General features: G+C 60.9%; 8 protein-coding genes and 1 tRNA gene. 1 reads left to right on the plus strand and 8 read right to left on the minus strand.

All coding sequences use genetic code 11. The features are described from left to right. Nucleotides 1-3: 3 nt before the first annotated feature. Nucleotides 4-1,344 carry a tRNA (N6-isopentenyl adenosine(37)-C2)-methylthiotransferase MiaB gene (gene miaB, locus AKL25_RS09800; RefSeq protein WP_050477460.1) on the minus strand — a complete coding sequence of 447 codons (1,341 nt, stop codon included), beginning with the start codon at nt 1,342-1,344 and terminating at the stop codon, nt 4-6. Between the two features lie 281 nt (nt 1,345-1,625). Next, nucleotides 1,626-2,522, minus strand: coding sequence for a LysR family transcriptional regulator (locus AKL25_RS09805; protein ID WP_240475694.1), 897 nt, complete (start codon nt 2,520-2,522; stop codon nt 1,626-1,628). A gap of 90 nt (nt 2,523-2,612) precedes the next feature. Here AKL25_RS09805 and AKL25_RS09810 point away from each other — a divergent pair, with 90 nt between their 5' ends. Beyond that, nucleotides 2,613-3,218 (plus strand): cysteine hydrolase family protein, encoded by a 606-nt coding sequence (locus AKL25_RS09810; RefSeq protein ID WP_050477462.1) that lies wholly within the window; start codon nt 2,613-2,615, stop codon nt 3,216-3,218. Between the two features lie 75 nt (nt 3,219-3,293). Here AKL25_RS09810 and AKL25_RS09815 read toward each other — a convergent pair whose 3' ends face one another. From AKL25_RS09815 to AKL25_RS09840, 6 genes are all read right to left on the minus strand, one after another. Beyond that, the gene (locus tag AKL25_RS09815; RefSeq protein WP_050477463.1) at nt 3,294-4,043 is read right to left on the minus strand and encodes a hypothetical protein; all 750 of its coding nucleotides are present in this window, start codon (nt 4,041-4,043) and stop codon (nt 3,294-3,296) included. Between the two features lie 395 nt (nt 4,044-4,438). Further along, nucleotides 4,439-4,515, minus strand: a tRNA-Met gene (locus AKL25_RS09820). Nucleotides 4,516-4,652: 137 nt separating this feature from the next. Further along, nucleotides 4,653-5,597: a tRNA (adenosine(37)-N6)-dimethylallyltransferase MiaA gene (gene miaA / locus AKL25_RS09825; protein ID WP_050477464.1), complete on the minus strand. Its 945-nt coding sequence runs from the start codon at nt 5,595-5,597 to the stop codon at nt 4,653-4,655. A gap of 1 nt (nt 5,598) precedes the next feature. Continuing rightward, the gene (mutL, locus tag AKL25_RS09830; protein ID WP_050477465.1) at nt 5,599-7,497 is read right to left on the minus strand and encodes a DNA mismatch repair endonuclease MutL; all 1,899 of its coding nucleotides are present in this window, start codon (nt 7,495-7,497) and stop codon (nt 5,599-5,601) included. 68 nt (nt 7,498-7,565) lie between these two features. After that, nucleotides 7,566-9,716, minus strand: coding sequence for a methyl-accepting chemotaxis protein (locus tag AKL25_RS09835; protein ID WP_050477466.1), 2,151 nt, complete (start codon nt 9,714-9,716; stop codon nt 7,566-7,568). A 277-nt stretch (nt 9,717-9,993) separates the two neighbouring features. Further along, entirely contained in the window at nt 9,994-12,960 is a 2,967-nt protein-coding gene (locus AKL25_RS09840) for a sensor domain-containing protein (protein ID WP_420840709.1), read from the minus strand. Nucleotides 12,961-13,005 lie beyond the last annotated feature (45 nt).

Raw genomic sequence — 13,005 nt, forward strand, 5'->3', positions numbered from 1 at the left:
GCGTTACTGCTTGACCACGATCTCGCCGCGCAGCGAGAACGAGAATGTTTGCAGAATCGAAACGTCGACCATCTGGCCGATCAGGCGCGCGCCGTTCGGGCCGCCGTCGAAATTGACCACGCGGTTGTTTTCGGTACGGCCTTGCAGCTCGTTCGGATCTTTCTTCGACGGGCCTTCGACCAGGATGCGCTGCACCGAGCCGACCATGCTCTGGCTGATCTTGTTGGCGTTGTCCTGCACCACGGCTTGCAGATGCTGCAGGCGTTTCAGTTTGACTTCGTACGGCGTGTCGTCGGCCAGGTTGGCGGCCGGCGTGCCCGGGCGCGGGCTGAACACGAAGCTGAAGCTGGAATCGTAGCCGATGTCGGTGATCAGCTTCATCAGCGCATTGAAGTCTTCATCCGTCTCTCCCGGGAAGCCGACGATGAAGTCGCTCGAAATCGCAATGTTCGGACGCACTTCGCGCAGGCGGCGCAGCACCGACTTGTATTCCAGCGCCGTATAGCCGCGCTTCATCGCCGCCAGGATACGGTCGGAACCATGTTGCGCCGGCAGGTACAGGTGATCCACCAGCTTCGGCACTTTGGCGTAGGTGTCGATCAGGCGCTGCGTGAATTCCTTCGGATGGCTGGTGACGAAGCGGATGCGTTCGATGCCGGGGATGTCGGCGATGTATTCGATCAGCAGCGCAAAGTCGGCGATCTCGCCATCGGCCATTTCGCCGCGGAAGGCGTTGACGTTCTGGCCCAGCAGCGTGACTTCCTTGACGCCTTGTGCGGCCAGTCCGGCCACTTCGGTCAGCACGTCTTCAAAGCGGCGCGAGACTTCTTCGCCGCGCGTGTAAGGCACCACGCAATAGCTGCAGTACTTGCTGCAACCTTCCATGATCGACACGTACGCCGTCGCGCCTTCGACGCGGGCCGGCGGCATGTGGTCGAACTTTTCGATTTCCGGGAAGCTGATGTCGACCTGCGGGCGGCCGCTGAAGCGGCGTTCGCTGATCATCTGCGGCAGGCGGTGCAGGGTTTGCGGGCCGAACACCATGTCGACGTAAGGCGCGCGCTTGACGATGGCTTCGCCTTCCTGCGACGCCACGCAGCCGCCGACGCCGATCAGCAGGTCGGGATTGCTCTTCTTCAGCTCGCGCAGGCGGCCGAGGTCGGAAAACACTTTCTCCTGCGCCTTCTCGCGCACCGAGCAGGTGTTGAGCAGGATGATGTCGGCATCTTCCGGCTTGTCGGTCTTGACCAGGCCGTCGGAGGCGTTGAGCACGTCGGCCATCTTGTCCGAGTCGTACTCGTTCATCTGGCAGCCGAAGGTTTTGATGAATACTTTTTTCTGCATAAATGTCATTCAAGCATGAGGGCGCGGCAGGGAATCAGAGTCGGTGCCGGCAGGGGGAAGCAGAGGCGAGTCGCGTATTGTTGCCGCCCGGTGCGGATCGCATTCAGTTGCAAAAACAGCGAGACGGCTGTTTTGCGGCGCGGGCAAGGCGAGTGCGGATCGTAGTCCCATGCACTTCCAAGGTTCGCGATTATAGCACCGGATGCCCTATGGGGCCGGGCAGGGAGCCATCTGCGGCGAGCTTCTGCAACACTCTGAAAAAATGCTATTTGTGCAACAAGTCAGGCTTGCGCTGAAAAGCACCCCTCCAGCCAGTCCAGCACGGCGCGCAGGCGCGGCAAGGACTTCAGGTCGCGGTGATAGACCACCCAGACTTCGCGCTGCAGCTGGGATGCCGCCTCCGCCAGTTCCAGATCGGGCGCCAGCAGGTAGTGCGGCAGCAAGGCCAGCCCCACGCCTGCGCGCGCCGCCACGCATTGCGCCACCAGGCTGGTGCTGCGAAAGCGCACCGGATTGTTGCCCGCATGGTCGGCCAGCCACAGGGTTTCCGGGATTTCCGGCACGCCGTCGTCGTAGCCGATGAAAGCTGTCGAGGCCGGGTTGCGGCGCCAGTCATCCACGCGCGCCTTGCTGCCGCACAGGAAATAGCTGATCTTGCCGAGACGCCGGGCAATCAGGTCGCCGTCCTGCGGTCGGGCAAAGCGGATCGCCAGATCGGCATCGCGCCGCGCCAGGCTGACGGTGTGGTGACTCATGCTGAACTCGACGTCCAGGTTCGGCCATTGATCCAGCAGCGAAGGCAGGCGCGGCGCCAGAAACATCGTGGCAAGCGCATCGGTGCTCGCGATGCGTACCTTGCCCTCCATGCGAATATCTTCGCCGGCTAGGCGGCGGGCCAGTTGCGCCGTCTGCGCCTGCATCGCGCGCGCGGCGCCCAGCACCGTTTCGCCCAGGCGGGTCAGTTCGGTATCGTCGCCGCGCCGGGTGAAGAGCGGTCCTTGCAAGGCGTGCTCCAGCATCTGCAGGCGCCTGCTCACGGTCGCATGCGTCACCCCCAGCATGCGCGCGGCGCCGGAGAAGCTGCCCGACTCGACAAAGGCGGCAAAGGTGCGCAAGCCTTCCCAGTCCGCAGGCAAGTCCTGCGGGGGAGTCTGTGACGGTGCTGTTAATTTATTCACGGCCGGCTACCTGTTTTTACGAATTGATGTACGTATTTTAACCATCTACGATGGAATCACTACATTCATCTTCACAACAAGGAGTCCGCCATGTCCACACCCAAAACCCTGCTGCAAATCGCCGGCGCCGCGCCGCGCACCCCGCAATGGAGGGATGCCGCGCTGATCCTCATCGATCATCAGACCGAATACACCGCCGGCGGCGTGCCGCTGGTTGGCATCGACGCTGCCGTTGGCGAGATCGCGCAACTGCTCAAACAGGCGCGCGCCGCCGGTGCACCGGTCTTCCACGTGGTCCATCACGCCAAGCCCGGCGCCGCGCTGTTCGATCCGCAGCGCGAATACGTCGGCATCATCGACGGCCTGCAGCCGCAAGCAGGCGAAGTCACCGTCGTCAAGGCGTTGCCGAATTCGTTCGCGAACACGACACTCGATGCTGAATTGAAGAAGGTTGGAAAGAAGGAGTTGATCATCGCCGGCTTCGCCACCCATATGTGCATCAGCGCGACCACGCGCTCAGCGCTGGATCATGGTTATGTGTCGACGGTGGTGGCTGCGGCGTGCGCCACGCGCGATTTGCCGGATGCCTTGGGCAATGGCGTGGTGCCGGCGGCGGAGGTGCAGCGCGCGGCACTGGCGGCGCTGGCGGATCGGTTTGCGACGGTGGTGCGGGATGCAGCAGCCTTAGTTGGCTAATGTCCGCTTATAAGCACTGTAAGGTGGAAGGGAGGGGGACATGGCGTGCCTGCGATTCTTTCTCCCTTTATTGATTCATGGTGTGCTTTCATTGGAGAGTGCGCGTTGACAATCGATGATGACGCTACGAGTCATTGCTCCGATATCGTTGGAGATGAAAAGCTGTTCATTCGCGTCGTGAAGAAAATCACGTTTCATATGGCGAAGCATGCGAATTTCCAGGAAATCCATTGATACGGGGAACCAGTCGGTTTTTTTGACGCCGCCATAGTCGGTTTCCCATCCGGCATTTTTGGCGCCAGTCATAGTGCTCTTAAATGTATTTTCCCATATCGGATCCAGATCTTTTTCCAAGAAATACACGACCACCAAGCGATACACATTAAGTTGCACATATGCATAGTATTTTTTATCGCTGCCTTGTATCGCTATTTCATAGAAGCAATGGGTATTTCCTTTGAGGTAAATCGTTCTTGTCTGAACCAATGTTTCATTGCTCAAGTACTTAATCTCATCGCCGAAACTGACCTGATTCATTGAAACCATTTGGAGCGCGCGTGGAATTTCCTTTATGAGAAAAACTTCGGTTTGCTCAAGCAATTCCTTAGTGCCGAACGCCTTCTCCTTCAATAGAAAATAAATCCAGATGCCAAGTCCGATATAGAGAAGTTTGGTGAAGTCGGCGAAGAACTTGGCATTCTCTAAGTCTTTTTGTAAGAAAAACCAGACTGTCCCGGCAGTAAACAGCAATGAACTGACTGCTAAGAAAAGCGTTATGCCTTTGGAAAATCTCTTGGGAATGAATTTGAGTTGGTCAATTTTCATATTGTTATATTGAATTTATGGATTCAGTCATGGGTTTATAACATGGGAGCAGCTTTTTCTTGAGTGCTGTCTCGCAGCTAATACGTGACTGGCATTGTCAATAACGTAATATGCAATGCGTCTGGATTGCGGGAATGATGTGGTCACCGCAATGCTGCGGTTTGCCCAGGAATTACGGAGTGAGCAAGCAATTCAAATTGGCATGTCTTTATACATCTCGCATTTGGAAATCGGCTTCACTGGGCTGACAAAAACGTAGTCTCCGTTTCATGATTGGTGGGGTGAGGAGGATTGGTTGGTGTGTGCCGCTCTTTTTATGTATGGCAAATACTTGTTCCGTTGCGCAAAAACAAAAAAGCCGCTGACCCTTTCGGATCAACGGCTTACAGTGTCTTTGGTGGTGATAGGTGGATTTGAACCACCGACCCCAGCATTATGAGTGCTGTGCTCTAACCAACTGAGCTATATCACCAAAAGCAAGCCCGCAATTATGCTAGCCGACGGAGCCCCTGTCAAGAGAATTTAAACCGCTGGTTAATCGCTTTCGGGGGAATTTAAACCGTCGGTTAATTGCTTTCCGAGACGCGTTCAGCAAGAAACGCGGCAAATTCAGGTCTCCAACGCCTTCCGCACATGCTCCATCACCATCTGCGTGGCGTTGGCCGCATTGCAGTCGATGACTACGCGGCCCGGTGTGGAGCGCAGCCAGGTGATCTGGCGCTTGGCTAGTTGTCGGGTGGCAATGATGCCGCGTTCGCGCATTTCGGCGTAGTCGTACTGGCCGTCGAGGTATTCCCAGGCCTGGCGGTAGCCGACGCAACGCATCGCCGGCAGGCCGAGGTGCAGGTCGCCGCGCGCGCGCAGTTTGCGGACTTCGTCCAGCAGGCCGTCATTTTCCAGCATGAGGTCGAAACGGCGCGCGATGCGTTCGTGCAGGACGGCGCGGTCGGACGGTTCCAGCGCCAGCGGTAGCAGCGTAAAGGGCAGGGCTTCGGTTTCTTTCTGCGCCAGCAGTGCCGACATCGGTTTGCCGGTCAGTTCGATGATCTCGAGCGCGCGCTGGATGCGCTGGCTGTCGTTGGGTTTGAGGCGGGCCGCGGTTTCCGGGTCGAGCGTGGCCAGGCGCGCATGTAGGGCGGGTACGCCGGCGCGCGCGGCTTCTTCGTCGAGGCGTTCGCGCACGGCGGGATCGGCTTCCGGCAAATCGTCGAGGCCGTCGCGCAGGGCTTTGAAATACAGCATGGTGCCGCCCACCAGCAGCGGCAATTTGCCGCGCGCGCGGATATCTTGCGCCAGGCGCAGGGCGTCGTTGCGGAACTGCATCGCAGAATAGGACTCGGTCGGATCGAGGATGTCGATCAGGTGGTGCGGCACGCTGGCGAGTTCTTCGGCGTTCGGTTTGGCGGTGCCGATGTCCATCTCGCGATACACCAGCGCGGAGTCGACCGAGATGATTTCGCAGGGAATATGTTTCGCGATTTCCAGCGCCGCGGCCGTCTTGCCGGAAGCGGTCGGGCCCATGATGGCGACCGCCAATGGTGCAGCGACCGCCATCTTATTGACCGCGCAGGAAGAGTTTGTCCATGTCGGACAAGGCCAACTGGCTCCAGGTCGGGCGGCCGTGGTTGCACTGGTCGGCGCGCTCGGTGGCTTCCATCTGGCGCAGCAGCGCGTTCATCTCAGGCACTGTGAGGTTGCGGTTAGCGCGTACGGCGGTGTGGCAGGCCAGCGTGCCGAGCAGCTCGTTGCGGCGTTCCAGCAGCACGCGCGAGCCGCCGAATTCGCGCACGTCGCGCAACACATCGCGCGCCAGCGTCTGAGCATCGGCGTTCTTGAGCAGCGCAGGCACGGCGCGCACCGCCAGCGTGGTCGGCGACATCGCGGCGATGTCGAAGCCGAGCGCGCTCAGGGTCTCCTGATGCTCTTCCGCGGTGCCGACTTCGACGGCGTCGGCGTAGAAGGTCACCGGGATCAGCAGCGGCTGCACGAACATGCTGTTGTCGTCGAGCGCGTTTTTCAATTGTTCGTAGAGGATGCGTTCATGCGCGGCGTGCATGTCGACTACGACCAGGCCCTTGCTGTTTTGCGCCAGCACGTAGATGCCGTGCAACTGCGCCAGCGCGAAGCCGAGCGGGAAGTCGTCGGTCGGCAGGCTTTGCGTGTTGGCGGCGACGGGCATGGTGAATGCGCCGGCCCTTGTTTCGCTACCTGAGGCGGAGGCCATGTCCAGATCGGTTTGCGTGCCGGGGCGGAACATCGCGCCGTAGTCGGCGGTGTTCTGCGCCACGCCGAAACCGCCGGCGGAGAAATTCGGACGCAGCTGGGCGCCGAATTCCGCCTGGTGCTGAGGCTGCTGATACGGTTGCTGGGTTTGGTCGCGCATCCACGGCAGCGGACCGTTGCCGGCGGCTTGCGGCGCCGGCGCATTGCCGAAGGAAGTCGCGGAGGTCGCGGCCAGCGCGCGGCTGACGGCATGAAAGACGAATTGATGCACGCTGCGGCTATCGCGGAAGCGCACTTCGATCTTGGATGGATGCACGTTGACGTCGACCAGCGCCGGATCCAGATCCAGCGCCAGCGCGTAAGACGGATAGCGGTCGCCGTGCAGCACGTCCTGATAGGCGGCGCGCACCGCATGCACCAGCAGCTTGTCGCGCACGAAACGGCCGTTGACGTAAAAATACTGGCCGTCGGCGCGCGCCTTGGAGGCGGTCGGCAAGCCGATGAAACCGTGGATGCGCAAGGGGCCGGCGCTTTCGTCGACCGGCAGGCGCGCGTTGGCGAATTCGTCGCCGAGGATGTGCGCGCTGCGTTTGGCAAACTCGCCGATGTTCCAGTGGTCGACGGTCTTGCCGTTATGCGTCAGCGAAAAGGTGACGTCGGGACGCGCCAGCGCAATGCGGCGCACGACTTCGGCGCAGTGGCCGTATTCGGTTTGTTCGGACTTCAAAAACTTGCGGCGCGCCGGCGTATTGAAATACAAATCCTGCACGTCGATGGTGGTGCCGGGCGCGCCGGAAGCCGGCACGACATTGCCTTCCTGCGAGCCGGTGATTTCCCATGCATGCGCGGCGTCGGCGGTGCGCGTGGTCAGCGTCAGTTGCGCGACCGAGGCGATCGACGCCAGGGCTTCGCCGCGGAAGCCGAGGGTGCCGACGTTTTCCAGATCGGTCAGGGAGGCGATCTTGGACGTGGCGTGGCGCGCCAGCGCCAGCGGCATCTGCTCGGGCGGAATGCCGCGGCCGTTGTCGGTGATGGCGATGCGCTTGACGCCGCCTTGCTCCAGACGCACGGTGATTTGCGTGGCGCCGGCATCGAGTGCGTTTTCGAGCAACTCCTTGACGACGGCGGAGGGACGTTCGATCACCTCGCCCGCAGCGATCTGCGAGATCAACTGGTCGGGCAGGGCCTGGATGGGACGAATGGGGCGGGTAGGGCGATCGGGTGCGTTCATCCTGCGATTATACCGCCAGCCGGGTCAGGAATTTCCTGTCGGGCCGGCGGCATGTACGCATGTACATCTCAGAACTGTTCCCAGTCGCTATCCTTGTCGGGCGATGACAAGGCCTTCTTTGCGGCAGGCAGTTTGGCGGCTGCAGTCGCTGCCGGCGCGGCCCGCTTGATGGCGGCGGCAGGCTTGGCGGTCATGGTGCGCAATGGAGCAGATGCAGCCGCAGCCGTGAACGACATGGCATGCGTCTCGTCCAGTTTGAAGGTGCTGACCGAAGCCGTCAGTTGGTGCGCCTGGTCTTGCAGCGACTGAGCGGCAGCGGCGGCCTCTTCCACCAGCGCGGCGTTTTGCTGCGTGGTTTGTTCCATCTGCGTGATGGCGTGGTTGACCTGCTCGATGCCGTCGCGCTGTTCCTGGCTGGCCGAGCTGATCTCGCCGACGATGTCGGTGACGCGGCGCACGCTGGCGACCACTTCGGTCATGGTGGCGCCGGCTTGTTCGACCAGCTTGCTGCCGGCTTCAACCTTGTCGACGGAATCGTCGATGAGGACTTTGATTTCCTTGGCGGCCGAGGCGCTGCGTTGCGCCAGGCTGCGTACTTCCGACGCGACCACGGCAAAGCCGCGGCCCTGTTCGCCGGCGCGGGCGGCTTCAACAGCGGCGTTCAGCGCCAGGATATTGGTCTGGAAGGCGATGCCGTCGATCACGCTGATGATGTCGACGATCTTCTTCGACGACGCGTTGATCGAGCCCATGGTGTCGATCACCTGACCGACCACGGCGCCGCCCTGAATGGCGACTTCGGAGGCGGACTGCGCCAATTGGTTGGCTTGCTGCGCGTTATCGGCGTTCTGCTTGACGGTGGAGGTCAGCTCTTCCATGGCCGAGGCGGTTTCTTCCAGCGAGCCGGCCTGCTGTTCGGTGCGCGAGGACAGGTCGAGATTGCCGCTGGCGATTTCCGTCGAGGCGGTGGTGATCTGCTCGGTGCCCTGGCGGACGTCGGCAACCACGTGCGCCAGGCCGTCGCTGATGCCGTTGACGGCGAGCATGAGCTGGCCGATTTCATCCTGCTGGTTGACGTGCAGGCGCGCGGTGAGGTCGCCGCCGGCCAGCTTGTCGGCGGCTTCGCGGGCGCGCGCCAGCGGACGGGTCACGACCTGCCTGATGACGATCACCAGAACGCCGCCCACCAGCAGCAGGAAGATGGCGCCGAACAGCATGAAGCGGTTGCGCATGGCGGCGATTTCGCGGGTCACTTCGGCGGTGTAGGTCTCGCCGGCGATAACCCAGTTCCAGCTCGGGAACTGGCTGAACGCAACGATCTTGTCCTCGCCTGCGTGGCCGGCAGTGTCGGGGTTGTCCCACATGTAGCGCATGACGCCTTCCTTCTGCGTCAGCATGTCCTTGATGAATTCCTTGCCGTTGACGTCTTTCAGGCCCAGCAGGTTCTTGCCTTCGTCTTTCGGGCCGGCGATCAGCTTGCCGTAGTCATTGCCCGGCTTGGCGTTGATCACATAGAAGTAGCCGGTCTCGCCGATCTTGAGCGCCTTGATCTTGTTGGTCAGCGCGGTGATGTCGCCGGAGATGTCGACCCCCACGTACAGCACGCCGATCAGCTGGCCGGCGGCGTCCTTGATCGGTGTGTATTTGGTGATGTATTGCTTGCCGAACAGCGTGGCGATGCCGCTATAGGATTTGTCGGCCAGCAATGCCGCGTAGCCGGGATGCGTTCTGTCGAGCAGGGTGCCGACGGCGCGCTCGCCGTTTTCCTTTTTCACCGACGTCGACACACGCACGAAATCGTCGCCGGTCTTGGCGAAGATGGTTGCGGTCACGCCGGTTTGCGCGGTGAAGCGGTCGGGGATGGAAAAGTCCAGGTTGAGATCGGTATTGCCGTTGCGTAGCACCGGCGTCGCCTTGTCGCCGATCTGGATGGTGCGGCCGGTGTCGAGCGAAAACTTTTCCGGGAAGGAATTGGTGAACATGTTGGAGAAACGTTCCACCTGGCTGTTCACCGAGCGGTCGAACATCTCGACCATGTTGACGACGCCGCGCGTCTCGCCGGCGATCTGGTTCATCGACCGGTGCTCCAGCATCGTCGAGGTGGCGTAGCTGATCAGCAGCATGGCCGCGATGAACAATGCTCCCACCAGCGCGAGGGTGAGAGAGGTGAGCTTGGTGCCGACGGCCCAGCTCCGGTAATGGAAGGCAGAAGTTTGCATAGTGTGGTGTTCTTTTTGTTGGGCGCGAAGGCGCCGGATACCGCGAGCAAACGTGTCTGAGACGTTGTTGCAAAGCAATTGCAAACGTTTGCGCGTGCGCGGCAGTGGTGTAAAGCTTGGGTTTGAAGGGGAGGAAGTATAGCCAAATTCCCCGTCAAACTGGTTTCATTGAGCGAAATATTTCACGTAACTGGTTGTTTATGAAACACTTTTTACGGTAAGACCTTTAAAAGCGATGCAACAATGTCACGAAAAATTGTTTCCTTGATAAAACTTTTCAAAGAAAGTTGTCGATTTTGAAATTTTTCAGCCAATGCTCAAAAATCTCGGACAGCATCGGCCGTGAAAACAGATAGCCCTGGGCGACGTCGCAGCCTTGCTGTTTCAGCAGTTGGTATTGCGCCTTGTCTTCCACGCCTTCGGCGACGACGGTCAGCTTGAGGCTTTCGCCGATGCGGATGACGGCATTGGTGAGCGCCAGCACGGTTTCGTCGCGGTTCATGTCGCGCACGAAGCTTTGATCCAGTTTCAGCTCGGAAACTGGCAGGTTGCGCAGATAGCCGAGGCTGGAATAGCCGGTGCCGAAATCGTCCATCGCCAGCTTGACGCCCTGGGCGTGGATCTCGTGGATGGTGCGGGTGGTGCTGGGGTTGGTGTCCATCATCACCGTTTCGGTGATTTCCAGCGTCAGGTCGCCGGGCGACAGTTCATAGCGCTGCAGCAGGCCGGAGATGAATTGCGGCAGGTCGAGATCGTGGAAGTTGGTCGACGACAGGTTGACCGAGATCGACGGCACCTTGATGCCGCGCCGGCGCCAGTCGTTCAGTTGCGAACAGGCTTCTTCCAGCGCCCACTTGCCCAGTTCGCCGATCAGCCCGCATTCTTCCGCAATCGGAATGAAGCGCGCCGGCGATACCTGGCCCAACTGATCGTGATGCCAGCGCGCCAGCGCTTCCACGCCGTGCAGCAGGCCGGTGCGGACATCCACCTGCGGCTGGTAGTGCAACTCGAAATCGCCGCCGCGCAAGGCGTCGCGCAAGGCGCCTTCCAGCGCCAGCCGTTCCTGCGCCTGGGTATTCATTTCATCGCTGAAGAAGCTGAAGCGGCCGCGATTCTTTTCCTTGGTCTGGTACATCGCCATGTCGGCGCGATGCAGCAGGATCTCGATGGTGTCGCCGTTGTCCGGGAACAGGGCGATGCCGATGCTGGCCAGCGGCGTCAGCGCCACGCCGGCGATATGGCAGGGCAGCGACAGATTGGTCTGGATGCGTTTGACGACATCGGTGACGCGGTGCAGATCGCATTGCGCCAGCACGATGACGAATTCGTCGCCCGACAGGCGGCCGACGATATCCGACTTGCGCGCTTCGATCTGCAAGCGCGCGGCGACGGTGCGCAGCAGTTCATCGCCGGCCTGATGGCCGAGCGAATCGTTGATCTGCTTGAAGCGGTCCAGATCGATGAACAGCACCGCCAGCGGAATCCTGGTGCGGGCAGCATTGGCGATGGCCTGGTTGGCCTTGACCATGAGCAGGCTGCGATTGGGCAGGCCGGTCAGCGAATCGTAGAACGCCAGCTGATGGATGCGCGAACGGGTTTCCTCGCGCTCCAGCGCCAGCGCGCACAGGTGCAGGCTGACGTCGACCAGGCGATGGTGGAAGGCATCGGCCTTGCGCTTGCCGTGATAGTAGAAGGCCAGGGTGCCGATGACGCGGCCGTCGGCCGACTTGATCGGCGTCGACCAGCACGACTGCAATCCCATCGGCAGCACCAGGTGCTTGTAGTCTTCCCACAGCGGGTCGTTGGCGATGTCGGTCACTTCCACCGGTTCGGCGCGGAAAGCGGCGGTGCCGCAGGAGCCGACCATCGGGCCGATCGGCACGCCTTCGATGGCCTGGTTGTAGGCTTCCGGCAAGCGCGGACCGGCCACCGGGTGCAACAGGCCCTGCTCATCGACGCGCAGCACCGAGGCGATGACGTCGGGTGCGATGTGTTCCAGCTCCAGGCACACCATGGTCAGCACTTCCTGCAGGCTGGCTTCGCGCACCATGGCGTTGAGCGCCTTGTACTGCAGCACCTCGTGCATCTTGGTGTTGGTGATGTCGGTCAGGATGCAGACCGCGTTGAGCAGCTTGCCGTCGCCGTCGAGGATGGGATTGACCACGGTCGACACCCACAGCGGGTGGCCCTGCTTGTCGACCATCATCTCTTCGCCGTGGAAGCTGTTGCCCTGCGCGATGACGTCGTAGCAGTCGTCGATCAGTTTCAGGATCGCAGTCTGTCCTTCGAACAACTCGCGCGGCCGCTTGCCGATAACTTCTTCGGCGGCGAAGCCGAGCATGCGGCTGAAACCGATATTGTGGAAGACGATGTGGTTGGCGTCGTTGGTGATGAAGACGGCGTTGTCGGTTTCATTGATGCCCAGCGACAGCAGGTGCTGGTATTCGCGGTCGCGCTGCTCGCGCACCATGCGGTAGGACACATCGGAGCCGATGCTGATGATCTTGATCGGCAGGCCGTCGACGTCCAGCACCGGCGTGTAGGTCGCCTCCCACCAGATCGGACGGCCGTCGCGCGCGATCCGCTTGAAACGCCCCGAGAAGAAGCGCCCCTGATTGACGTCGCGCCAGAAGTTTTCATACTCCTGGCTGGCGACATATTCCGGATCGCATAACAGCCCGTGGTGTTTGCCGACAATCTCTTCGGGCAGATAGCCCATGGTCTTCAGATAGTTGCTGTTGGCGGCCACGATGACGCCGTCGGCGGAAAACTCGATCACGCCGAGCGAGCGGTTGAGGGCGCGCAAGACGCTGTGGTTTTCCTGCGAGTCGTCGACATGCGCGGTGATGTCGGCTGCGATGGAGACGACATGCTGGAGTTTGCCGTCGGCGTCGAAGACGGGATTGCAGGTCGCTTCCAGCCACAGCCGCGAGCCGTCGCTGCGCATGCGCTGCAGCGTGCCGGCGACCACTTCGCCGGCATGCAGGCGGCGCCAGAACTCGGCGTATTCGGGGGATTTGGCGTATTCGGGATTGCACAGCATGCGGTGATGGTGGCCGACGATATCGCCGCGCCGGTACGCCATCAGCGTCAGGAAGTTGTCGTTGGCGCTCAGGATCGTGCCGTCAGGCGCGAGTTCGAGAATCGCCATGGAGCGGGAAAACGCTGCCAGCAGCGCGTCCTTCTCCTCCAGAGAGGCACGGCATTGTTGGAGTTCCTGGCTGATATGCTCGCCATCCATCATCATGGACTGTTCCCTCGCCTGTTCCCTTAGTTGCGTGACTGCTTG

Origin of the sequence: Herbaspirillum rhizosphaerae (assembly GCF_001189965.1) — a bacterium.
GTDB lineage: Bacteria > Pseudomonadota > Gammaproteobacteria > Burkholderiales > Burkholderiaceae_D > Herbaspirillum > Herbaspirillum rhizosphaerae.